This window comes from Streptomyces sp. NBC_01408 (assembly GCF_026340255.1).
Taxonomy (GTDB): Bacteria; Actinomycetota; Actinomycetes; order Streptomycetales; family Streptomycetaceae; genus Streptomyces.
Map to the genome: position 1 here is coordinate 4,942,841 of NZ_JAPEPJ010000001.1, position 23,134 is coordinate 4,965,974.

Annotated in this window: 22 protein-coding genes; 16 read left to right on the plus strand and 6 right to left on the minus strand. The window is 71.0% G+C overall.

Features of this window, described 5'->3' with window-relative positions:
• Window positions 1–188 precede the first annotated feature (188 nt).
• Entirely contained in the window at window positions 189–1,511 is a 1,323-nt protein-coding gene (locus tag OG447_RS22420; protein ID WP_266938652.1) for a hypothetical protein, read from the plus strand.
• Window positions 1,512–1,559: 48 nt separating this feature from the next.
• On the opposite strand, the gene OG447_RS22425 is transcribed toward OG447_RS22420, so the two are convergent.
• Window positions 1,560–3,404, minus strand: coding sequence for a transglycosylase domain-containing protein (locus OG447_RS22425; RefSeq protein WP_266938653.1), 1,845 nt, complete (start codon window positions 3,402–3,404; stop codon window positions 1,560–1,562).
• A gap of 431 nt (window positions 3,405–3,835) precedes the next feature.
• On the opposite strand from OG447_RS22425, the gene OG447_RS22430 reads away from it, so the two are divergent.
• The 8 genes from OG447_RS22430 to OG447_RS22465 all read left to right on the plus strand — a co-directional run bounded on the left by OG447_RS22430 (window position 3,836) and on the right by OG447_RS22465 (window position 11,238).
• The gene (locus OG447_RS22430; protein ID WP_266938654.1) at window positions 3,836–4,975 is read left to right on the plus strand and encodes an amidase domain-containing protein; all 1,140 of its coding nucleotides are present in this window, start codon (window positions 3,836–3,838) and stop codon (window positions 4,973–4,975) included.
• Between the two features lie 65 nt (window positions 4,976–5,040).
• The gene (cutA, locus tag OG447_RS22435; RefSeq protein WP_323181812.1) at window positions 5,041–5,148 is read left to right on the plus strand and encodes a divalent cation tolerance protein CutA; all 108 of its coding nucleotides are present in this window, start codon (window positions 5,041–5,043) and stop codon (window positions 5,146–5,148) included.
• 187 nt (window positions 5,149–5,335) lie between these two features.
• Window positions 5,336–6,523, plus strand: a complete 1,188-nt coding sequence (locus tag OG447_RS22440) for a glycoside hydrolase family 64 protein (protein WP_266938655.1) — start codon at window positions 5,336–5,338, stop codon at window positions 6,521–6,523.
• 432 nt (window positions 6,524–6,955) lie between these two features.
• On the plus strand, window positions 6,956–8,488 hold the full coding sequence (locus OG447_RS22445) for a sensor histidine kinase KdpD (protein WP_266938656.1): 1,533 nt from the start codon (window positions 6,956–6,958) through the stop codon (window positions 8,486–8,488).
• 6 nt (window positions 8,489–8,494) lie between these two features.
• Window positions 8,495–8,899: a roadblock/LC7 domain-containing protein gene (locus tag OG447_RS22450; RefSeq protein ID WP_266938657.1), complete on the plus strand. Its 405-nt coding sequence runs from the start codon at window positions 8,495–8,497 to the stop codon at window positions 8,897–8,899.
• Complete coding sequence (locus tag OG447_RS22455) at window positions 8,896–9,255, plus strand: DUF742 domain-containing protein (RefSeq protein ID WP_266938658.1); 360 nt, start codon at window positions 8,896–8,898, stop codon at window positions 9,253–9,255. The genes OG447_RS22450 and OG447_RS22455 overlap by 4 nt, the downstream gene beginning before the upstream one ends.
• Window positions 9,236–9,856 carry an ATP/GTP-binding protein gene (locus OG447_RS22460; RefSeq protein ID WP_266938659.1) on the plus strand — a complete coding sequence of 207 codons (621 nt, stop codon included), beginning with the start codon at window positions 9,236–9,238 and terminating at the stop codon, window positions 9,854–9,856. Before OG447_RS22455 ends, OG447_RS22460 begins: the two co-directional genes overlap by 20 nt.
• The gene (locus OG447_RS22465; RefSeq protein WP_266938660.1) at window positions 9,853–11,238 is read left to right on the plus strand and encodes a cytochrome P450; all 1,386 of its coding nucleotides are present in this window, start codon (window positions 9,853–9,855) and stop codon (window positions 11,236–11,238) included. Before OG447_RS22460 ends, OG447_RS22465 begins: the two co-directional genes overlap by 4 nt.
• 214 nt (window positions 11,239–11,452) lie before the next feature.
• Here the strand turns inward: OG447_RS22465 and OG447_RS22470 are convergent, their stop codons facing one another.
• The 4 genes from OG447_RS22470 to OG447_RS22485 form a co-directional block, all read right to left on the minus strand.
• The gene (locus tag OG447_RS22470; RefSeq protein WP_266938662.1) at window positions 11,453–12,550 is read right to left on the minus strand and encodes a hypothetical protein; all 1,098 of its coding nucleotides are present in this window, start codon (window positions 12,548–12,550) and stop codon (window positions 11,453–11,455) included.
• Window positions 12,547–13,401 (minus strand): cyclopropane-fatty-acyl-phospholipid synthase family protein, encoded by an 855-nt coding sequence (locus tag OG447_RS22475; protein ID WP_266938663.1) that lies wholly within the window; start codon window positions 13,399–13,401, stop codon window positions 12,547–12,549. The genes OG447_RS22470 and OG447_RS22475 overlap by 4 nt, the downstream gene beginning before the upstream one ends.
• A 347-nt stretch (window positions 13,402–13,748) precedes the next feature.
• On the minus strand, window positions 13,749–15,170 hold the full coding sequence (locus OG447_RS22480) for a glycoside hydrolase family 16 protein (RefSeq protein WP_266938665.1): 1,422 nt from the start codon (window positions 15,168–15,170) through the stop codon (window positions 13,749–13,751).
• A 298-nt stretch (window positions 15,171–15,468) separates the two neighbouring features.
• The gene (locus OG447_RS22485; RefSeq protein ID WP_266938666.1) at window positions 15,469–15,690 is read right to left on the minus strand and encodes a hypothetical protein; all 222 of its coding nucleotides are present in this window, start codon (window positions 15,688–15,690) and stop codon (window positions 15,469–15,471) included.
• Window positions 15,691–15,995: 305 nt separating this feature from the next.
• Between OG447_RS22485 and OG447_RS22490 the strand changes: the two genes are divergently transcribed.
• Entirely contained in the window at window positions 15,996–16,211 is a 216-nt protein-coding gene (locus OG447_RS22490; protein WP_266938667.1) for an acyl-CoA carboxylase epsilon subunit, read from the plus strand.
• 74 nt (window positions 16,212–16,285) lie between these two features.
• Here OG447_RS22490 and OG447_RS22495 read toward each other — a convergent pair whose 3' ends face one another.
• Window positions 16,286–17,920 (minus strand): FAD-dependent monooxygenase, encoded by a 1,635-nt coding sequence (locus OG447_RS22495; protein ID WP_266938668.1) that lies wholly within the window; start codon window positions 17,918–17,920, stop codon window positions 16,286–16,288.
• Window positions 17,921–18,195: 275 nt separating this feature from the next.
• Here OG447_RS22495 and OG447_RS22500 point away from each other — a divergent pair, with 275 nt between their 5' ends.
• The 6 genes from OG447_RS22500 (at window position 18,196) to OG447_RS22525 (ending at window position 23,087) form a co-directional block, all read left to right on the plus strand.
• Window positions 18,196–19,296, plus strand: coding sequence for a SchA/CurD-like domain-containing protein (locus tag OG447_RS22500; protein ID WP_266938669.1), 1,101 nt, complete (start codon window positions 18,196–18,198; stop codon window positions 19,294–19,296).
• Window positions 19,297–19,357: 61 nt separating this feature from the next.
• Window positions 19,358–19,801 (plus strand): cupin domain-containing protein, encoded by a 444-nt coding sequence (locus OG447_RS22505; protein WP_266938670.1) that lies wholly within the window; start codon window positions 19,358–19,360, stop codon window positions 19,799–19,801.
• A complete protein-coding gene (locus OG447_RS22510; RefSeq protein ID WP_266938671.1) occupies window positions 19,798–21,069 on the plus strand; it encodes a beta-ketoacyl synthase in 1,272 nt (423 codons plus the stop codon). The genes OG447_RS22505 and OG447_RS22510 overlap by 4 nt, the downstream gene beginning before the upstream one ends.
• Window positions 21,066–22,298: a beta-ketoacyl synthase N-terminal-like domain-containing protein gene (locus tag OG447_RS22515; protein WP_266938672.1), complete on the plus strand. Its 1,233-nt coding sequence runs from the start codon at window positions 21,066–21,068 to the stop codon at window positions 22,296–22,298. The genes OG447_RS22510 and OG447_RS22515 overlap by 4 nt, the downstream gene beginning before the upstream one ends.
• A gap of 53 nt (window positions 22,299–22,351) precedes the next feature.
• Entirely contained in the window at window positions 22,352–22,606 is a 255-nt protein-coding gene (locus tag OG447_RS22520; RefSeq protein ID WP_266938673.1) for an acyl carrier protein, read from the plus strand.
• Between the two features lies 1 nt (window position 22,607).
• Window positions 22,608–23,087, plus strand: a complete 480-nt coding sequence (locus tag OG447_RS22525; protein ID WP_266938674.1) for an SRPBCC family protein — start codon at window positions 22,608–22,610, stop codon at window positions 23,085–23,087.
• Window positions 23,088–23,134: the final 47 nt, after the last annotated feature.

Genomic DNA, 23,134 nt, shown 5'->3' on the forward strand with positions numbered 1-23,134 from the left:
ACGGGCGGGTGCCTCGCCGCACAGCAGGGTAACCGCTGCGACCGGGTACGTTCAGCGTGCGGGGTCGCGCGGGTGAACCGATGGCTTACATCAGGGACTCGGGGTGCGGGAGGAGTGGCGACAAGTTCTATATTCGTACGAACCATCCGCACCCGGCCGGGCTGCGGTGATCAGGGGGGACGACTGAGATGGCCGAAACCGACGCCGCTCCGAGCACGCGGACGGAGTCCCGGAGCACCCGCAAGGTACGCAGGAAGGCACAGAACCGCAGGCGCCTGGGCATGGGCATCGCCGTGATCGCCCTGGGCGGGGCCGCCGCGGCCGCGTACGCCTTCACGCTGGGCGGCTCCCCGGGTGGCGCCCAGTCCGACGCGGAGTTCGCCGCCCCGGGCGGTGCGGCCGACGGGGCCGCCGCCGCGAAGGGCGCGGAGGAGGCCTGGGACGGCAAGGTCAAGGTGCTGGGAGACGGCTCCACCTCCTACACCGGGCCGCAGCCGGGACAGCTCAAGCCCGAGCGGCTCAAGCCCGGCGAGAAGCCGCCGCAGTTCGTGGTGTTCTCCTGGGACGGCGCGCTGGAAGGCGACGACCGCCTCTTCTCGCACTTCCGCCAGGTGGCGCGGGAGAACAAGGCCCACATGACCTTCTTCCTCACGGGCATCTACCTGCTGCCGGAGAACAAGAAGACGCTCTACCGTCCGCCGCAGCACAACCAGGGCGCGGCCGCCATCTCGTACCCGACCGTCCCCCACGTGAAGTCCACCCTCGGCCAGCTGCGCGGCGCCTGGACCGACGGCAACGAAATCGGTTCGCACTTCAACGGGCACTTCTGCGGGCCCAAGGGCGGCGGGGACTGGAGCCCCGCCGAATGGAAGAGCGAGATCGACCAGACGTACTCCTTCATCAAGAACTGGAAGACCAACACCGGCTTCACCAAGGAGGCGCCCCTGCCCTTCGACCCGGACCGGGAAGTGGTCGGCGGCCGCGCGCCCTGCCTGGAGGGCCAGAAGAACCTCCTGGCCGCGATCAAACCGTACGGCTGGCGCTACGACGCGAGCTCCTCGGGAGAGTTCCAGCTGTGGCCGTCCAAGCAGGACGACATATGGAACTTCCCCCTCCAGCTCCTGCCCCTGCACGGCAAGGAGGTGCAGGTCCTCTCCATGGACTTCAACTTCCTCTACAACCAGTCGGGCGACAGCACCCAGGGCGACCCGGCGAAGTTCGCCACGTGGCAGACGCAGACCCGGATGTCGTACATGAACGGCTTCAACCGCGTGTACAACGGCAGCCGGGCGCCCATGTTCATCGGCAACCACTTCGAGGACTGGAACGGCGGCATCTACATGAAGGCCGTCGAGGACGTGATGAAGGACGTCTGCCCGCGCGAGGACGTCCGCTGCGTGTCGTTCAGGGAGCTGGCGGACTGGCTCGACGTACAGGACCCGAAGGTCCTGGCCCAACTCCGCCTGCTCGACCCGGCGCAGGCGCCGGACTGGGCCGCGCTGATCAAGTAGTCGGGCCCGCCGGGGCGCCGGGGCAGCGCCCCGGCGCGCACCGCGCGGCTACTTCACGGCCTTGGCGTAGTCGGCCCACAGGCGCACCGCCCGGTCGCTGCCGGGCGTGCCCGGGGCGTCGCCCCCCAGCCCCGTCAGCGGCAGCGGGACCAGGTCGGTCAGCGACATCCGGTAGACCACCACCGCAGTGGACTCCTGCCCGGTGCTGGCCACGAACCAGCCTGCCGTGTTCGCCTCGGTCGTCCCGGTCTTGCCCGCCGTACCGGCGTGCGCCTTGCCCACCGCCTTCGCCGATCCTTCGGTGACGGCGGCCCGCAGGGCGTCCGTCACCGCGCGGGCGGTCTCGGCCGTCACGGCCCTGGTCGGCTTCGGCGCATCGAGCGGCTGGCCGGCGCCGTTGCGGGTGACCGAGCGCACCGAGTAGGGATCGGTGTGCATGCCGTCGGCGGCGAAGGTCTCGTAGGCGCCGGCCATGCGGATCGCGCTGGGCGTCGAGTTCTCCCCGAGCGCGAACGTGGGAATCCGCGGCCCGAGGCTCGATCCGAGCAGCCCCGAGCGCTCGGCGAACGACTCCACCCGGTCGAGCCCGACATCGAGGCCGAGCTGCACCATGGGGGTGTTGACGGAGTTGGCGACGGCCTGGCGCAAGGTCACCTGACCCCAGCTGCGGCCACCGTCGTTGCGCCCCTTCACCACCTTGCCGCTGCGGTCCCAGTACGGGCCGTCGGGCGTCTGCACGGTCACCTGGTCGTTGCCGTCGTACGTGGAGGAAGGGGAGACGGGCGTGCGGTCCTTGCCGCGCGTGCGCAGCACCCCTTCCTCGAGCGCGGCCGCATAGACGAAGGGCGTGAACGCGGTGCCGGCCGGGATCGTCGTCGCGTTCGACTCGTTGAAGCCCTGCTTCAGGTAGTCGGGTCCTCCGTACACGGCCAGCAGCCGCCCGTCGGGGGCGACGCTCGCCGCGCCGATCTTCGCGTGTTTGTCGGTGTCGGGACGCCGCTCGGCGTCGAAGTCCTTCTGCGCCTGCTGGACGGCGGCGGTCAGGGCCGTCATGCGGTCCCGGTCGAAGGTCGTGTAGATCTGGTAGCCGCCGAGGTCGAACTCGGAGTCCGGGATGCGGCCGGCCTTGAGCGTGTAGGCCTTGGCCAGTTCGACCAGATAGCCGTTCTGCGCGCCGGGGGTGCCGCCGAGGGACGTTCCCGAGGGCTCGGGGAACTGCGTGTAGGTGGCGCGCTCGGCGCGCGGGAGCTGGCCGGTCTCGACCATGCGGTCCAGGATCCAGGCCCAGCGTTCGACGGCCCGCTCGTGGTTCTCCTTGCTGAGGGCGGGGTCGTAGAGCCCGGCGCCCTTGAGCAGGGAGGCGAGGAAAGCGCCCTCGCTGGCATTGAGCTGTGAGACGTCCTTGCCGTAGTACGCCTGGGACGCGCGCTGGATGCCGTAGGTGCCGCGCCCGAACCAGCTGGTGTTGAGGTAGTCCTCGAGGATCTGCTTCTTGCCCTTCTGGTTGTCCAGCTTCACGGCGAGGAGGACCTCGGTGAACTTCCGGGTGAAGGTGCGGTCCTGGTTCAGATAGGCGTTCTTCACGTACTGCTGCGTGATGGTGGACCCGCCCTGGGTCTCGCCTCCCGTCACCGAGGCAGTCAGGGCGCGCAGGACACCGGACGGTGAGACTCCGGGATCCGAGTAGAAGCCCGCGTTCTCGGCCGCGAGGACGGCTCCCTGGACCTTGGGAGGCACCTTGTCCAGCGGCATCTCCTGCCGGCTGACCCAGCCCGTCCGGGCCATCGTGGAGCCGTCGGCCCAGTAGTAGACGTTGTCCTGCTGGGTGGCGAACGAGTTGAGGTCGTCCGGGATGTGCGTGGTCGCGTACGCGTACGCGACGAGGCCCGTCATGCCGATGAACGCGTACAGGCAGGCACCAAGCCACTGGCGCCACGAGGGTATCCACCGGCGCCAGCCGCTGCGGCCCGGCCGCGGGTAGGCGGGCCGCAGGCGCCGCAGCTGGGTGCGCGCCGCGGCGGCGGCCGGTGCGAGGGCGCCGAGCCGGCCGGCCCCCGCCCACGGACGACGGCGCGCCCCGGACTTCCTCCGGCGGCCCGACCGTGCTCCGCTGCCGCTGCCTCCGCCGACGACGTCCGCCGGAGCCGCTCGCCTGCCCCGAGATCGCCCTCTTGCGGCTGTATCCTTCCTGCCCACTCCGAATGCCCCCCTGTGCTGTGCTTTCCCGCTCACCCTAAAGGCACTTGCCGTGGACGAGAGCGTCGCCCGGCTGTGCGAAGATTCCGTCCCCCGGTCGTGTGGACCGGGTGACAAGGGGAAACACAGTGATACCTAAGAGGTTCAGGCCCGCCGCCATCGCGGCCCTGACCGTGGCCCTGGTGTCGGGCAGCATGCTCGCCTACTCCGCGAGTGCGGGTTCCGGGCCCCGGGAGGCCGACCGTGCCACGGCCGACACCTTCGGCCGCATGGCCGACGACGTGCTCTCCCAGCGCACCCAGGCGCTGGTCGAGGAGCAGGCGGGGAAGCACAGCTCCGGCCCGGGCGGCACGAAGACCCGCATGTCGGCCCAGCTGAAGAAGAACGAGGACGCCGCGCTCCAGTCGCTGCGGTCCCGCAAGACGCGGCTGGCGGAACTCGGTGAGGCGTACTCGGGCGCCGACACCCGCGTCGTCGTGGACCGTGCCACGGTCACCGGCGGGAAGGCGACCGTCCAGGTCACCGAGCAGACCACGCTCACCTACAAGAAACTGCGCGGGGACGAGCCGGAGACCACCGACATCGGGACGCGGTACGAGCTGACCCTCACCAGCAAGAAGGGTGGTGCCTGGGAGCTGGTGTCGATCACGTCGAAGGACAGCGGCCCCGTCGCGGTCAACGAGCCCGTCGCGGCCAAGGTGAACACCGTCAAGGACGACGGCAACCAGTACCCGGACGGCACACCCGCGTCCACCAAGTACCCCGCCACGCCGAAGCCCAAGGCGAAGACCGGCGGTGCCTATGACTACACCGCCATGGCGAAGTACGCGGAGAAGCACTGGAAGAACTACAACCCGGCGTACCGGAAGTTCAACGGAGCCGGGGGCGACTGCACCAACTTCATCAGCCAGGCGCTGAAGGCGGGCGGCTGGAAGAACGTCCCGGGCTCTTCGTCGGACTACCGGAACTGGTGGTACGACGGCACCCGCCAGTCCGACTCCTGGGTCGGCACGAACGAGTGGGCGTGGTTCACGCTGTCCAACCAGCGGGCCGCCAACCTGGCCAACGTCTACCAGGCGGACATCGGCGACATCGTGCAACTGGACTTCAACAAGGACGGGTCCAAGGACCACTCCATGATGGTGACGTACCGCAGCAGCGCCGGAATGCCGTATCTCACCTACCACTCCACCAACACCTACCGTAAGTCGCTCGCGAGCATCATCGCGTCCTACCCGGACGCGACCTACTTCGCGTACCGCACCTGACGGGTGCCCTTCGGCTCCTCCCGCCGCGGAACCCCCGCGGCGGGAGGAGCCGGTCGCGACGGCTGGTGCACGAGCGCCACCCGTACGACGTGCCGCAGTGGATCGTGCTGCCGACCGTCGGCGCCTCGGAGGAGTACCTCGCGTGGGCGGTGAAGGAGACCACCGCGCGGTAGCTGCCGCGAGGCCGGCCGGACTCTCCGAGCTTTGTCAGGTTCATTGACAGAAGATGAAGACAGCCCGAGTCTGAGAGCGCTCTCAGATGTCAATGCCTGTAGCCCGCCCCGTCCGCCTCCCCCGCGTCCGCAGGGTGCGGGAGCGCCTTGCCTCCCGTCGTCAGGTCCCCCCACAAGGAGAAAGATCGTGTTCCGCTTAGCGAAAGTGCTCGCATCCGGGGTCTCGGCGCTGGTTGTCGCCGCCGGCCTGATGGTTCTAGGTCCGTCGGAATCCGCAGAGGCCGTACCGGCTACCATCCCGCTCACGATCAAGAACAGTTCGGGCCGCAGTGAGCCGGTCTACGTCTACAACCTCGGCACCCTGCTCACGACGGGCCAGCAGGGCTGGGCCGACGCCAACGGGTCCTTCCACCCTTGGCCCGTGGGAGGCAATCCCCCCACCCCCGCGCCCGACGCATCGATCGCGGGTCCGGCCAACGGGCAGACCAAGACGATCCGGATGCCCAAGTTCTCCGGACGCGTCTACTTCTCCATCGGTCAGAAGATCGTCTTCAAGGTCAGCACCGGCGGCCTGGTGCAGCCCGCCGTGCAGAACCCCTCCGACCCCAACCGCAACATCCTGTTCAACTGGTCGGAGTACACGCTCAACGACGCCGGCCTGTGGATCAACAGCACCCAGGTCGACATGTTCTCGGCCCCGTACGCGGTGGGCGTGAAGGCGGCCGACGGCACGGTCAGGAACACCGGTCGGCTGCGGCCGGGCGGCTACAACGCCGTCTTCAGCCAGCTGCGTTCGGCCGGCTGGGGCGGACTGATCCAGAACCGCCCCGACGGCACGCCGCTGCGAGCGCTCTCGCCCGGTCACGGCATCGAGGCGGGCGGAATTCCGGCCGGCGTCATGAACGACTACGTCAACCGGGTCTGGAACAAGTACAGCTCCTCCACGCTCACCGTGACGCCGTTCGTGAACCAGCCGAACACCAAGTACTACGGCCGGGTATCGGGCAACGTCATGAACTTCACCAACGGCTCGGGAGCGGTGGTCACCAGCTTCCAGAAACCGGACTCCGACAGCATCTTCGGCTGCTACAAGCTCCTGGACGCACCCAACGACCTTGTCCGCGGCCCGATCTCCCGCACCCTGTGCGCGGGCTTCAACCGGTCGACGCTCCTGACCAACCCCGGCCAACCCGATGCGAACGGCGCCGACTTCTACCGTGACGCCGTCACCAACCACTACTCCCGCATCATCCACGGACAGATGGCCGACGGTAAGGCGTACGGCTTCGCCTTCGACGACGTGGGCGCCCACGAGTCGCTGGTGCACGACGGCAACCCGCAAGAGGCCTTCATGACGCTGGAACCGTTCAACTAGACCCGGAACGGGACCAGTACCGGCCCGATGCTGCGGGGCCGCCACCGACCGGTGGCGGCCCCGCACTGCTGTGTCCGGGGGCGGCCGCGGTCTTCCTCCGGTGGCGGTCCTGCGCCGCGCCGCGTCGCGCTTATAGCGCATTCCTGTTCGGGACACCACTTCCGAGCAAGGCGATGCGGCCGGAACCCGTCGCAAGGTGAGCGCCGATTCCCTCGCCGTGAGCCGGTCGATACGCCGTCGACCTCCACCTACACCGTCGCTCGCCGCGGCCCGGGCCCCTGCTGGTGCCGGAATTCGCCGCCAGCGATGGCGGATAACGGTTCCCCCGGTCCGATGAACTCCAACGAAAGCACACCTGGGGGCAGTTGGCCGTAGCTAAGCTCCCGCCCACCGGTCAGAAGGTCACCCTTTTTCGATAGTTCGAGGACGTCGATGGAACGAAAAGACATTCCCCCCGAAACCGCCAACCCGGAGGGCAGAGCGAGCCGGATGCTGCCCGCGATCGCGGCCCTGGCCGCCGCCTGTCTGGCCGGCGCGCTCGTCTCCTCCTCGGAACCGGTCCGCACCGCCCTGATCGCCGCGGGCGCCGCGTGCACCGCCGCGGTCTTCGTCGAAGCGCTACGGCGCGGCCGCGCGCTCGCCGCCCGGCGCGACCAGGTCGCGGCTCTCCAGCACGCCCTGTCCCGGCAGGAAACCGAGGCGGCCCGGCTGTCCGCGGTGGTGCTGCCCGAAGCCATCGAGCGACTGCGCAAGGGCGAGCTGGCCGAGGAGGTCCTGACCTCCCTGGGCGGGCGCGGCGGACACGGCAACCGCTGGGGCGACGACACGGCCGTCACGCCGCGCTTCAGAGCCGCCCTGCAGGCCGTGCTGGCCCACGTCATCGACGCGGTCGATAACGAGGAGAGTCTTCGCGACTCGGCGCAAAGGGCCTTCGTGAACGTCGCCCGCCGCGTGCAGGCGATCGTCCATCAGCAGGCCCACGAGATGCGCGAGATGGAGGACCGGCACGGTCGCAACCCGGACGTGTTCGGAGACCTCCTGCGACTGGACCACGGCAATGCCCTGATCGGCAGGCTCGCCGACTCCATCTCGGTCCTCGGCGGCGCGCGCCCCGGCCGCCAGTGGAGCAGGGCCGTCACCCTGTACAGCGTGATGCGCGGCGCGATGTCGCGCATCATCGACTACCAGCGGGTGGAGCTCCACTCGGTCTCCGAGGTCGCCGTCGTCGGCCCGATCGTGGAGCCGCTGATCCACACCCTGGCGGAGCTGCTGGACAACGCCACCCGCTACTCGCCGCCCCACACCCGGGTCCACCTCACCGCCACCGAGGTGCAGTCGGGCATCGCCGTGGAGATCGAGGACGGCGGCCTGAGCATGAGCGACGAGGCCCGCGGACGGGCCGAGAAGATGCTTGCGCAGGCGCAGTCCGGCATCGACCTCAACGACCTGGGCGAGACGCCGAGGCTCGGCCTCGCGGTGGTCGGCCGGCTGGCGCAGGCGTACGGGTTCCAGGTCTCCCTGCGCTCTTCCGCGTACGGCGGCGTCCGCGCCGTGGTCATCGTGCCGCAGCACCTGATCACCACGGCGTCCGCGGCGACCGGTCTCGCCCACGGCATCGGCTCCTCCTCGGGGCCCAGGGCCGTGGCCGCCACACCGCGCGAGCACCCCGTCGGCCGCTCGTCGGCCGGCGTGTCCGCGCCCCGGTCGGCACCGGCTCCGGCGCCCGGCCCGGTGCCTGTCAGCAGCGGGCCGGCCACCGGCCTCACCGCGACCGGCCTGCCGCAGCGACGCCGGAAGGACCGTGTCACCACCTCCGACGCCCGGCCGGCCGCGGAGCCGCAGTCGTCGGACGACGGCGGCCCCGGAATGTGGCTGGAGGCGTTCCACAGCGGACTGTCCGGCGCGCCCGGCCAAGACGCGCAGGGCGCCCAGGACGCGTCGGGTTCAGCGACCAAAGGGGCGTAAGCAGTGATGACTCAGCGAAGCAGTATGGACTGGATGCTCAAGGACCTGGCCGTCGGAGTGCCGCAGACGCGGCACGTGATCGTACTGTCCGCGGACGGGCTCTGCGTGGCGCAGTACGGGGCCGAGACCGACACGGCCGACCGCCTGGCGGCGGCCTGTGCGGGCCTGCAGAGCCTCGCCAGAGCGGTGGCCGCGGAACTGCCCCGCTCCGAGGGCAGGATGCGCCTGGTCGTGATCGAGATGGACGGCGGGTTCTTCTACCTGATGGCCGCCGGTGACGGCTCCTACCTCGCGGTCCTCGCCGACGAGGGCGTCGACGCGGGCCTGATGGGCGCGCAGATGCGCAACCTGGTGACCCGAATGGGGGACCACCTGAGCAGCCCGCCCCGACATGACGGGCAGCCCGCGTGAATGAGCCGCCCACAAGCTGGGAGGACGACAGCCCCGAACGGCTCTACGTCATCACCGGCGGCCGCAGCGGACCCTCCACCGCCGTCCGTCTGGACCTCGTGACCTTAGTCGTGGCCAAAGGGCCTCCCCAGCCCGAGATGCAGCCCGAGCAGGCGGCCATTCTGCGGATGTGCCGGTCACCGCTGTCGGTGGCCGAGATCGCCGCGTACACCGGCCTGCCCGTGAGCGTCGTCACCGTGCTGGTCGGAGACCTGATGGCCGCTCAGCGCGTGCAGGTCCGTCCTCCCGTTCCCGCCGCGCAGCTTCCCGACCTTGCTCTGATCGAGGCAGTGATCGATGGACTTCAGAAGCTCTGACCCGCCCGCCGGGCCACGCCACGCGGACATACTCCCGCAGACGGCCGCGGCCGCCGTGAAAGTCGTCGTCGTCGGCGGTTTCGGCGTGGGCAAGACGACGATGGTCGGTGCGGTCAGCGAGATCAAGCCGCTGACGACCGAGGAGACGATGACCAGGGCCGGCGTCGGCGTCGACGACACCTGGGGCGTGGCCCGCAAGGTCACCACCACCGTGGCCATGGACTTCGGCCGCATCAGCATCAACGACGAACTCGTCCTGTACCTGTTCGGAACCCCCGGCCAGGAGCGCTTCTGGTTCCTGTGGCGCGGGCTCTTCGAGGGCGCGCTCGGAGCGGTCGTACTCCTCGACACCCGTCGGCTGGAGATCAGCTTCGACGTCATCGGACGGCTGGAGGAACGGGGCGTCCCTTTCGTCGTCGCCGTCAACTCCTTCCCCGGCGCGCCCGAGCATCCGCCGGAGGAACTGCGACAGGCCCTCGATCTGCCCCCCGCCGTCCCGATCCTCGTCTGCGACGCCAGGCGACGGGACTCTTCCCGCGATGTCCTGCTGACCCTTATGCGCTACCTGCACTCCCAGGCAGCCACCCAGGAGGCAATGTGAGCACCAGCCACACCCCACCGCCCGAGTGCCCCGCCCACACGGCGGGACTGACGGGCGGCCTGTACCGCCTCCACGGAGCGGAGGCCCAGACCGACCCCCTTGCACTGTACGAGAAGCTGCGGGCCGAGTACGGACCGGTGGCCCCTGTACTGGTGAGCGGGGACCTCCCGGCATGGCTGGTCCTCGGTCACCGGGAGAACCTGGACGTGGCGCGCACGTCTTCGCGCTTCGCCCGCGACCCCCGGGGCTGGCGTGACATGAGAGAGGGCCGGGTACCGGCCGACACCCCCCTCGGCCCCATGGTTTCCTGGGTGCCAGTGTGCAACTTCACCGACGGGCCCGTTCACGAGCGGCTGCGCGCGGCCGTGGTGGAGTCCCTGGAGCGCTTCGACAAGCGCGGTATCCGCCGCTACGTGACCCGCTTCGCCAACCAGCTCGTCGACCAGATCGCGGGCGAGGGGTACGCCGACCTGGTGTCCGCCTTCTCCGACCAGCTCCCCATGCTGGTCATGACGCAGCTCATCGGGGCGCCCGACGAACACGGACCCCTGCTGGTCAACGCGGCACGCGACATGCTCCAGGGAACCGAGACGGCCCTCCAGAGCGACCGCTACGTCACCGTCACACTGGAAAACCTGGTCGTTGAGCGCAAGGCCAAGCCCGCCCGCGACCTTGCCTCCTGGCTGCTCGAGCACCCCGCGAACCTGAGCGACACCGAAGTGCTCATGCACCTGCGCGTCGTGCTGATCGCGGCCTACGAGACCACCGCCAACCTGATCGCCAACACGCTGCGGACCGTACTGACCGACCCGCGCTTCCGGGCGAGCCTCTCCGGCGGCCAGATGACCCTGCCCGACGCCCTGGAGCAAGTGCTGTGGGACGACCCGCCGATCAACACGATCATCGGGCGCTGGGCCACGGGTGACACCCTGCTCGGTGGCCAGCAGGTGAAAGCCGGCGACATGATCCTGCTCGGCCTGGCCGCGGGCAACGCCGACCCGCAGATCCGGCCGGATCCCGCCGTCTCCGTCCACGGCAACCGCTCCCACCTGGCCTTCAGCAGCGGACCGCACGAGTGCCCGGGCCAGGACATCGGCCGCGCCATCGCGGACACCGGCATCGAAGTCCTGCTGGACCGGCTGCCCGACCTCCAGCTGGCGGTCGATGCGAGCGAGCTCCAATGGCGGGGCACCCTGATGTCACGTCACCTGCTGTCGCTGCCCGTACGGTTCGCCCCGCGCTCCGTGCCGAACCCGCAGTCCCAGCCCGGGCAGGCCGACCACGTGCTGATCCCGCCGCAGCCGACGGCAGCGCCCGCGGTCGGCGTCCGCCGCCGCCGCCGCGGCGTCAGCTGGTGGCGCCGGCTGCTCGGCCGCCGTTGAGCCGGCCCCGAGCGCAGAGGGCCCCGGTCGCCGACCGGGGCCCTGGTGCTGTGGCCGGAAAGGTTCACCGGGTCGCGTCGTCCGGTACGGCACCTCGCCGCGTTGTCGGACCACGCCCGTACGTCCAGTACGGGTCGCGGCCCTCCGCCTTGCGATGCACCGCACCGGACGACGCGACCCGGCAAACCTTTCCGGCCACAGCACTTGGCATTGCTCAGCCGCGTAACCGCTGCCACCAGGAGGCGAGAGCCGGCAGATCCGGCGGCTCTGTCCCGAGGATGCCGGGGGCATCGGCGAACAGGACCTCGAACCGGGCTTCCGCGAGGGGAAGCGCGTACCGATTGCGCGGACTCGCGTACCGGGGAGCCCGGCTCTGCCACGCGATGGAGCCGGCCACGTAGTGACCCAACGCCGCCAGGTGACGGCGCAGTTCCGCGTCAGCGCCGTCCTCCAGCCGCGCCCGCAGCCCGAGGAAGAGGACCATCACCCGGTCACGCAAGGCCACCGCGAGCGGCACCGCCTCGGCCGGTGAGCAGTTCTCCTGATGGGCGAGGACATTGACGAGGTTCACCTCCCGCGGTTCCAGGTGGTCGTCCTTGTCGTAGGAGAACAGGTCGTTGTCCGCGCTGACGACGAACCCCGCCGCATCCGTCAGCGCCGTCAGAGCGGGGGAGCAGAGCACGTCCGCCGGCAGCCGGTCTCCGCGTGCGACGTCGGACCAGGTCAGCGAGAAGCGCGTACCGTTCGCCAGCGGCCCCATGGCCACGAAGTCGTTCAGCCCCGGCATGGTCCCGGCCTCGGCCTGGGCGGCCCGCCAGGCCGCCCCGAGCAGCCAGTCGCGCGTCCCCTCGACGAACCTGCGCAGCTCGTAGGGCGTGAGCACGGCATGGGTGCGGCGCACCAGGTCCAGCAGTGCGAGGGTCATGGGACCCTCGGGCAGCACGGACGCCCCCGGGTCCTCGATGGTCCGCAGCAGACGTGCGCCGTGTTCGACGACGGCACCCGTACCCACCTCGTCGGAACCCGAGTCCTGCCAGTCGTCGACGGCGTTGGCCCAGTAGTTCCACTCGGTGAACAGCAGGAGGGCCTCCACGTTCCCGTCGGGGATGATGCGGCAGGAGAAGTCGGCGCTGTGGGTGGCGAGACCCCACGCGCGCTCGACCGGATCGGGGTACAGACCGAAGGCGTCCAGCCACTCGACCGCCCGGTCCTCCACCTGCTTCGCCTCGGGATGGACGAGGTCGCGCTCCAGGGGGCAGTAGAAGGACGGCAGACGAGGACCGAGGAGCGAGGGGCGCGGCGGCGCGGTCATCGGCCGCCACCGAGCCGGAAGCGCAGCAGCCGCGTCTCCACCGCGTGGTCACGCCAGAGCCGGAAGAACTTGCTGTGCGCGATCGTCGACTGTTCGAGCCGTTCGCCGCTCCAGGCGCCGGGTTCGACTCCGGCGCCCGCTCGGAGCCGATCGAGTTCGGCGGTGTTCCAGGCCATGGACTGGACCCAGAACTCCGCCACCGAGTCCGTCACGTCCTCGTCCTGCACCAGTTCGAAGCCGGCCGCCTCGGCCGCGGCCAGGTATTCCCCGCGCCGTCCCAGCCGGGTTCTGTAGTAGTCGTCCATGAAATCGCACCACTCGGAGCGGCCCACGAAATGCTCCTGGATCCCGAACCATCCACCGGGCTCCAGTGCCTTGGCGACGACCTCGAAGAGCCGGGGCCGGTCGGTGTAGCCGCTGCTCTCGTTGGCGTACACGGCGTCGTACGCACGGGTCTCGTCCAGGTCGTGCACATCCGCCAGTACGGGCTTCACCCGCCCCGCGACCCCTGCGTGAAGGGCGAAGTGCCGGACGATCGGGACGTGTTCCTCCGCGACGGTGAGGCTGGTGACCGATGCCCCGTGCTCCTGCGCCCAGTACAGGGACGTGCCGCCCAGGCCGCAGCCGATGTCCAGCAGCCGCCGGGGAGGCACCTCGTACGCTCCCCACGACCGGGCCGCGTGCTCGACTATCCGCTCCTGCGCGTCGAACAGGCGCTGCTGCAGCGTGCTCTGGGGAACGGTGGTGTCCGGAGGGCCGTCGGGATACAGCCCCACGTGGAAGTGAACGCGGGGGCCCGGGCCGTACTTCTGGAGGATCTCCTGTGTCTTGCGGCTGTAGTAGAGCCGCACCGGATCGTCCGCGGCTAAGCCCTGGCCACTGCCTAAGGACGATACGAGGGGTGTAACGCGCATGAGGTGTCCGCCCTTTCGTGGGGTAGGGCTGCCTCCCGGGACGCGCTGCCGCCGCTCTCACCGCGTTCCGACCGGCACACTGTTGAAGCACGGATCATCGTGGCACTTCGCGGGCCCCACGTCAGCCCACTGGAGCAACAGAAGCAGCATCCGTTCATGCGGCGACCCTCGCGGGACCCCGACCCCGACCGCGGACTCGCGCGGACGGCGGACTCGGCGGGACGGCCCCGAGCCCCGCCTCCTCCGCCCTGCGCTGCCGGCTGCCGGCTGCCGGCTGCCCCCGGTCAGTGGCCGAAGTCGAACCAGTTGACGTTGACGTAGTCGGCGCTCTGGCCGCTGGTGAAGGTCAGGTAGACGTCGTGCCTGCCCGTGACCGCCGTGATGTTCGCGGGTACCGTCCGCCAGCTCTGCCAGCCGCCGGTGTTCGCGACGGAGAAGCTGCCGATCGGCGCGTTGGTACGGCTGTCCAGCCGGACTTCGACGAGTCCGCTGACTCCGCCGGCCGCACCGGAGGCGACCCGGCCGCGGAATTGCCGCGCGGCCGTGGACCCGAAGTCGACGCCCCTGAAGAGGGCCCAGTCGCCGTTGGCGACGGCGCCGACGTTCTGACCGCCGCCGGAGTCGGATGTGGTCTCCTTGATCAGCCCGGCCTGACCGTCGTACGACTCGGCCTGGATGGCCGCGTACGCGTCACGGTTGCCCGCCGGCGGGGTCGTCGGCGGGGGAGTCGTGGGCGGCGGCGTCGTCGGGGTGCCGGACGCCGACCGCAGGACGGACACGTAGTCGACGACCATGGGGTGGCCGGGCTGGGTGCCCGCGTCGGGTCCGCCGCCGAAGGCGTCCGGGAACCCGCCGCCCATGGCGACGTTCAGGATGATGAAGTAGCCGTGGTTCGTGGCGCTGGTCCACGTGGCGGCGTCCACCTGGTTCGCGCGCACGGTGTGGAAATTGAGCCCGTCGACGTAGAAGTGCATCTCCTCGACGGCCGTCGACCGGTCCCACTCGACGGCGTACGTGTGGAACCCGCCCTGGCAGCTGGTGCCCGGGCAGACCCGCGCGCCGCCGATGCCGGACGTCTCGTTGCAGGGGCCGCCCGGGCTGGTGCCGCAGTGCATGACCGCCCAGACCTGGTTGATGCCCTGGACGTTCTCCATGATGTCGAGCTCGCCGATCCCCGGCCAGTTCCACCAGTTCCCCCGGTACGGGGCCCCGAGCATCCAGAAGGCCGGCCAGTAGCCCTTGGCCGCGGCCCCCGTGACGTTCGGCATCTGGATGCGCGCCTCGGTGCGCAGCTTGCCGCCCGCCGGGGGCTGGAAGTCGGTCCGCTTGGTCTCGATGCGGCCCGAGGTCCAGTTGCCGGCCGCGTCCCGCCGCGGGGTGATGCGCAGGTTGCCCGCGCCGTCGAGCGAGACGTTGGCCGGGTCGGCGGTCATCGTCTCGATCTCGCCGGTGCCGAAGTTGGCGGGGCCGCCCGGGTAGCTCGTACCGGTGGTGTACTGCCAGTTCGCCGAGTTCACGGGGGATCCCGCGGCCCCGTCGAAGTCGTCCAGGAAGACCTGGGACCAGCCGGCCGGGGGCGGGGGAGCCGCGGCGTTCGCGGGGAGGGAGACGGCCGCGGCGGCTGCCGCCACCACGGCGATGGTGCTGAACGCGGCTATGACGGCCCGCCGGGCGGTCCGCCGTTTCCTGCCGGATGAATCACGCATGAGTGCCCTCTCTGAGGCGCCGTGAGGCGCGGTGCGGGGGGAAGGACCAGGGGAGCTCACCGTTCTGAGAGCGCTCTCAGGCGGCGCCGCTGGACACTGTGCTCCCCGCCCCCACGGGCGTCAAGAGTTCGAGCCGGGAAAGGGCCCACGGCCCGAGGGAGTTCATGCGTTGAACGCTCGCCTGCTCCGTCGCCTGCTCCCTCGCCCGCCCCGCCGGTGCCTCGGCCGTGACCGCGGCGGGCGGCCCGCGGCGGCCGGGACCGCCGCGCGTTCACCCGTGCGGCCCAACCCGCCGTGCTCAACAGGGCGGGCCGAGGACCTCCCGTGCTCCGGGCAGGTCGTGGACGGAGACCGCCGTACCCGTCAGGGGCAGCAGATCCTCCAGCGGGCACATCAGCGGGGGCGCCTCGTGGTCGACCTCCCACTGGCCGGCCGCGTTCCCGCCCGTGTGGTCCGTGGTGCGGACGGCGTACAGATGCCCCGAGCAGCCCCGGCAGATCAGGGGCCAGTGGCCGGTCACGGCCGCTCCGGCGGTGGCGCGGCCGCGGCCGCGGGCGGGCGGCAGGGCGAACTCCGCCCGGCGTACGGGACGGACGGGCGCCTGCGGGAACCTCCCGGAGTGCCGCCGCGGCGGCGCGCTTGTAGCGTCGTTGGCGTCAGGAGTCCAGGTGACCCGACAGCAGTCCGCCGGCCGGTCCGCTCACGCGGAACACGTCCCGTCAGGGCGCCGGGCCGGCCGCGTGCCGCCCGCTCGAACGCCGAGCCGGTCCGCCCCTCGCGCCGCGACCGGGCGCACGCGCAGCCCCCGTACGAGAGGCCGTGCCGATGTCGATGGATGCCCCGATAGCGAGCCTGCTGCGTGTCGAGAGGGGCCTGGCCGCCCCCGAGGAACTGGCCGCGATGGCGGTCGTGGTCGCGTGCTACGCACGCCGGACCACCCGTGACCGCGACGCGGCGAAGGGCGCCGGGTCCACCGAGGGCCGGCGGCATGCCGTCCGGCCGGCCGCCGGCTGCTGGGCGGGCTGCTGGGCCTGCCGCTGAACCCGCCGCCGGATCCACTGCTGAGCCGCTTCCGCCGGCCGCACGCGCGGCCGGCGGAAGGCAGGGGGAGACGGTCACGCCCGGCGCAGCACCGTAGAGAGCACGTCGAACAGCGCGGACTCCGGATCGGCCACGGCGCCCTCCGAGCGCCACGCCACGAATCCGTCCGGCCGTACGAGCACCGCCCCCTCGACCGTCAACCCGTGCGCCTCGGCCCAGTCCGCGCCGTCCTCCTGGACCAGGTCGGCGCCGGGCCCGCTGCCGACGGTGTAGGCGTCCAGCCGCGCCGAGAGCCGCTCGGCCGCCCGCTCCGCCGCCTCGCCCCAGGGCGTCCCCGTACCGCTGAGCAGTACGAAGGACCGCTCGTAGAGGTCCAGGGTGGAGATCCGCTCGCCCGCCCTCGTCAGCCACATGTGCGGGGACCGGGTGCCGGTGTCGCCCGTCAGCTGCAAGGCGTCCGGGATGATCGCCCGCCCGGGCACACCGCCGACGACCGCGCCGTCCGGGTAGCAGTAGCCCATCGCCGTCGGCAGGACCCCGCTGCCCGGCCCGCCGCCCATGGTGGGCGGCGGCGCGTACCCGGGGTGGCTGTGCTCCGCGGAACGGGCCGAGGCGCGCGCGCTCGTGGCCTTCGCCACCGGCAGCCGCTCGCTCTCGTAGGTGTCGAGCAGCTCCATCCCGGCGGACCCGTCCAGCACCGCCGCGATCTTCCAGGCCAGGTTGTGCCCGTCCTGGATGCCCGTGTTGGAACCGAAGGCCCCGGTGGGGGACATCTCGTGGGCGGCGTCCCCGACGAGGAACACCCGCCGGCCCGTCGAGTACCGCTGAGCCACCCGTTCGGCCGCGTGCCACGGCGCCTTGCCGCCGATCTCCACGTCCAGGTCGGGCGCGCCGATCGCGTTGCGGATCTGCTCCACGCAGCGCTCGTCGGTGAAGTCCTCCAGGGTCTCGCCGTTCTCCGGGTGCCAGGGGGCGTGGAAGACCCACTGCTTGTTGTTGTCCACCGGCAGCAGCGCCCCGTCCGCGCCCGGGCGCATCAGGTAGCAGACGATGAAGCGCAGGTCGCCCAGCACCTCGATGAGCCGTTCGGAGCGGAAGGTGACGCTCACGTTGTGGAACAGCTCTCCGCTGCCGGTCTGCGGGATGCGCAGCTGCTCCCTGACGGGGCTGCGCGGTCCGTCGGCCGCGATCAGGAAGTCGCAGCGCACGGTGCTGTGCTCACCGGTCTCGCGGTTCTTGACCAGGGCGGTCACCCCGGTGTCGTCCTGGTCGAAACTCATCAGTTCCGTGGAGAAGCGCACCTCGGCGCCCTGGGACCGGCTCTGCGCGGTCAGCACCGGCTCGATGTTGTTCTGGCTGCACAGGCACCAGCCGGTCGGGCTGAAGCGGCGCAGCGCACCGGAGGGGTCGATCTCCTTGATCAGCCAGTTGCGGTCGCCGCTCGTCAGCGACTGGGCCTGCAGAATGCCCTGAACGCCCTCCAGGACGGCCGCCGCCTGGCGGATCGCGCCCTCCGCCCCCGCCGTGCGGAAGAGTTCCATGGTCCGTGCGTTGATGCCGCGGCCGCGCGGATGCGGGGAGGTTCCGGAGTGCTTCTCGACGAGCAGGTGCCTGACTCCGAGACGGCTCAGGAACAGCGAGGTGGACAGGCCCACGAGAGAGCCGCCCACGACGAGAACCGGTACGCGAACATCGGCTTTGTCTTCCATCAGCTGCGGGCTCCTGTTTTCTGTGTGGGGGAGTGGGGTCTTTATGCCCCCGATCACCGACCAGGCCCGGGCGATTCGCCGGTTGTCACCCGCTTGATGCGGACATGTAGCGGTACCTGCCCTGTCGGACGACGATGAGCGACAGCGGCTCCCCCTGAGATGTGCCGGCCCGCTCTGCCCGAGCGAGGCGGCGGCCGGCCCGGGCAGACGCCACCGATGACGGACGAGGGGTCCGTGCGCGATGGATCTCCACCCCCTCACGAAGGAGTGAGTAGATGACAACCACCCTGTCCGAACGGGTGTCGCAGTCAGCCTTCGACGGCTCCATGCTCCGGGTCGTACTGCTGATGGACCTCCACGAGGGGGCCCAGCAGCGGTTCTTCGAGGCGTACGAACAGCTCCGCCACGACATCGCGTCGGTTCCGGGCCACATCAGCGACCAGCTGTGCCAGTCCTTCGAGAACCCCTCGCAGTGGCTCATCACCAGCGAGTGGGAAAGCGCGCCGCAGTACCTCGCCTGGGTGAACAGCGAGCACCACGCCGAACAGGTGAAGCCGCTGGGCGCCTGCGCCAGGGCGATGCGCCCGCTCAAGTTCACCGTGCTGCGCGAGACCGGGCGGGGCTACGACCAGGCCGCCCGTCCCGCCACCGCCCGGCTCCAGAGCACGCCCCGCCTCGGCGCCGGCATCGTCCGCCACGCCCTCACCTTCACGGTGAAGCCCGGCAGCGAGAAGACGGTTGCCGCGATCCTCTCCGACTACGCCTCCCCGGCGGCCCGGGTCGACGACCACACCCGGCTCTGCCGCACCTCGCTGTTCATGCACGGCAACCGGGTCGTACGGACCGTGGAGGTACAGGGCGACCTGACGGCGGCCCTGCGCCACGTATCGGAACAGCCCGAGGTGCGCGCCGTGGAGGAGGCCATCAACCCCTACCTGGAACAGGACCGGAACCTCAACGATCCTGAGTCCGCGCGGATGTTCTTCATGCGCGCCGCGCTCCCGGCGGTCCACCACATCGCCGAGCCGGAACCGGAGTCCGCCGAGGTGACGCGGCACGCCGTGTTCTACCCGGCCAAGCCCGGCTGCGGCCCGGTGCTCGCCAGGTTCCTTGCACGGCAGGACGAGGCCGCCGCGCACCGCCCGGAAACCACCGTTCGGAGCAGCAGCATCTTCCAGCGCGACGACATCGTCGTCCGCCTCATCGATGTCCGCGGCCCGCTCGACGCCCAGCCCGAGACCACCTTCGGGATCCACGGCGCGCGCAAGGCGGCGGTGCTGGACCGGCTGACGGTGCGCGGTTCCGGCAAGCGCGCCGGCGCCGCGCACCACACCATGAACCTGATCACCGACCGCCGGGCACCCGCGCAGTCCTGATCTCCCCCCGTCCCCCATTCCCAGCCCGTCCAGGCTTCCCACACGCCAGGAGGAACCCGCCATGACCAGACAGCGCCCACGCATCGTGGACCTCAGCGAGACGCCGCCCAACCGCCGGCGCGGAGGCGATCTGAGGGCCGTGCTCACCCCGACCTCGGTGGGTTCGACCAGTGGCTTCATGGGCCTGGCGATCATGGCCCCCGGTGAGTCGATCGCCGAGCACTACCACCCGTACTCCGAGGAGTTCGTGTACGTGGTCGCCGGGCACCTGGAGGTCGACCTCGACGGCGAGGCCCACCCCCTGCGCACCGACCAGGGACTGCTGGTACCGCTCAACGTGCGCCACCGCTTCCGCAACGTCGGCGGCACCGAGGCCCGGATGGTCTTCCACCTCGGCCCGCTCGCCCCCCGCCCGGAGCTCGGCCACGTCGACACCGAAGAGGCCCCGCACCCGGAGAGCACCGCCTGGGAGCAGCCTCCGGACCGCACGGGAGCGGTCTCTTGACGCGCCGCCGCGTGGCGGTCACCGGGGTCGGCGTCGTCGCCCCCGGCGGGATCGGCGTCACCGCCTTCTGGGACCTGCTGTCCAACGGCCGTACGGCCACCCGCGGGATCACCCTCTTCGACCCGAACGGCTTCCGCTCCCGGATAGCCGCCGAGGTCGACTTCGACCCCGCCGCGCACGGCCTCGGCCCGGACGAAACGGCCCGGGCGGACCGGTACATCCAGTTCGCCCTGGTCGCCGCCCGCGAGGCCGTACGCGACGCCGGACTCGACCTCACCACGGACGAGGCCTGGCGGACCGGCGTCTCCCTCGGCACCGCCGTCGGCGGCACCACCCGTCTGGAGCACGACTACGTCGCCGTGAGCCAGTCCGGCTCCTGGTGGGACGTGGACCACAAGCTCGCCGGGCGGTACCTGAACCGGGCGTTCACGCCCGCCACCCTCGCCTCCGCCGTCGCGGAGCAGACCGGGGCGCGCGGCCCGGTGCAGACCGTCTCCACCGGCTGCACCTCCGGCCTCGACGCCATCGGGTACGCCGTCCACTCCATCTCGGAGGGCCGGATGGACGTGTGCATCGCAGGCGCCTCCGACTCACCCATATCGCCCATCACGGTGGCCTGCTTCGACGCCATCAAGGCGACCTCGCCGAACAACGACGACCCGGCCCACGCCTCACGGCCCTTCGACCTCGACCGGGACGGCTTCGTCCTCGGCGAAGGCGGCGCCGTCCTCGTACTGGAGGAGCTGGAACACGCCCGCGCCCGCGGAGCGAACGTCTACTGCGAGATCGGCGGGTACGCCACCTTCGGCAACGCCCACCACATGACCGGGCTGACCGCCGAGGGCCTGGAAATGGCCCGGGCCATCGAAACCGCCCTGGACCAGGCCCGGATCGACGCCACCGACATCGACTACGTCAACGCGCACGGCTCCGGGACCAAGCAGAACGACCGCCACGAGACGGCGGCGGTCAAGCGGGTCCTGGGCGACCACGCCTACAAGACGCCGATGACCTCCATCAAATCGATGGTGGGCCACTCCCTCGGCGCCATCGGGGCCATAGAACTGGCCGCCTGCGTCCTCGCGATGACCCATCAGGTGGTGCCGCCGACGGCGAACTACCAGACCCCGGACCCCGAGTGCGACCTGGACTACGTGCCCCGCACCGCCCGCGGTCGCAAGCTGCGCAATGTGCTCTCCGTCGGCAGCGGATTCGGCGGATTCCAGTCGGCCGTGGTCATGACCCGGCCGAAGGAGGAGGTCTCGTGACCAGCCGTACGGTCATCACGGGTATCGGGGTCGTCGCGCCCAACGGCATCGGCACCGACGCCTTCTGGAAGGCGACCCAGTCCGGGGTCAGCGTGCTGGACCGCGTCACCCGGGCGGGCTGCGAACACCTGCCGCTCCGCGTCGCGGGCGAGGTCCGGGGCTTCGACCCGGGCGCGATGGTCGAGGACCGCTTCCTCGTCCAGACTGACCGGTTCACCCACCACGCCCTCGCCGCCGCCGACCTCGCCCTGGAGGACGCCCGCCTCGGCCGGGCCGACTACGAGGGCGACCCCTTCTCCGTAGGGGTCGTCACGGCCGCCGGATCCGGCGGCGGCGAATTCGGGCAGCGTGAACTCCAGCACCTCTGGGAACAGGGACCCCACTACGTCGGCCCCTACCAGTCCATCGCCTGGTTCTACGCCGCGAGCACCGGCCAGATCTCCATCCGCCGCGGCCTGAAGGGCCCGTGCGGGGTGGTGGCCAGCGACGAGGCCGGCGGGCTGGACGCCTTCGCCCACGCCACCAGGGCCATCCGCCAGGGCAGCCGGGCGATGCTCGCCGGGGCCACGGAGGCGCCCCTCGCCCCGTACTCCATCGTCTGCCAGCTGGAGTACGAGGGGCTCAGCACCCGGGACGACCCCGAGCGCGCCTACCGGCCGTTCACCGCCAAGGCCTGCGGCTACGTCCCCGCCGAGGGCGGCGCCATGTTCGTCGTCGAGGCGGAGACCGCGGCCCTGCGCCGGGGCGCCACCGTACGCGCCGAACTGGCCGGCCACGCCGCGACCTTCACCGGCACCCGGCGGCGGGACGCCGCCGGCGAGGGACTGGCCCATGCGATCCGGGGCGCGCTCCGCGAAGCGGGCTGCGCCCCCGAGGAGATCGACGTGGTCTTCGCCGACGCCCTCGGGACACCGGAGGCCGACGCCGCCGAGGTGGCCGCCCTCGCCGACGCGCTCGGCGCGCACGGCCGGAAGGTGCCGGTGACGGCGCCCAAGACCGGTACCGGCAGGGCGTATTGCGCGGCGCCCTCCCTCGACACCGCGGCCGCGGTCCTGGCACTGGAGCACGGCGTCATCCCGCCGACCCCGAACGTCTTCGACGTGTGCCACGACATCGACCTGGTGACCGACGGGGCCCGCCCCGCGGAGCTGCGCACCGCGCTCGTGCTGAGCCGCGGCCGGATGGGCTCGAACTCCGCGCTCGTCCTGCGCAAGGGCTCGGCCGCGTAGGAGCAGTAAGGAGCAGAAGGAGCAGTCCCCTCGTAGGAAAGAGAGAAGCCACCATGTCGGACCGACTGACCATGGAGGAGCTGGCGGCCCTGATGAAGACCGCCGGCATCACGGTCGACCCCGCCCAGATGGCGGACCGCCCGGACTCCGCCTTCGAAGAGTACGGCCTCGATTCGCTGGGCCTGCTCGGCATCGTCGGCGAGCTGGAGAACCGGCGCGGGCGGGCCCTGCCCACCGACGCCGACCGCTGCAAGACCCCCCGAGAGTTCCTCGACCTCGTCAACAACAGCCTCATGACAGGAGCCTGAGATGGCTGGGCACACCGAGAACGAGATCACCGTCAACGCACCCGTGGACGTCGTGTGGGAGATGACCAACGACCTCCCCAACTGGCCGCAGCTGTTCAGCGAGTACGCCTCGCTGGAGATCCTCGAACAGAAGGGGGCCACGACCAGGTTCCGCCTGACCATGCACCCCGACGAGAACGGCAAGGTGTGGAGCTGGGTCTCCGAGCGGACCGTCGACCGCGCGGGCCTCTCGGTCCGCGCCCGGCGCGTGGAGACCGGCCCCTTCGCGCACATGGACATCCACTGGCAGTACTTCAAGGTGCCGGGCGGCACCCGGATGAAGTGGACGCAGGACTTCGCGATGAAGCCCGACGCACCCGTCGACGACGCCTGGATGACCGACAACATCAACCGCAACTCCCCGATCCAGATGGCGCTCATCCGGGACAAGATCGAACAGCGCGAACGCGAGAACCGCACCCCCGCCGTCAGCCGGCTCTGAAACGAAAGGCGAGCACCCGGATGTCCCCCACGCCCACGCACCGCGCC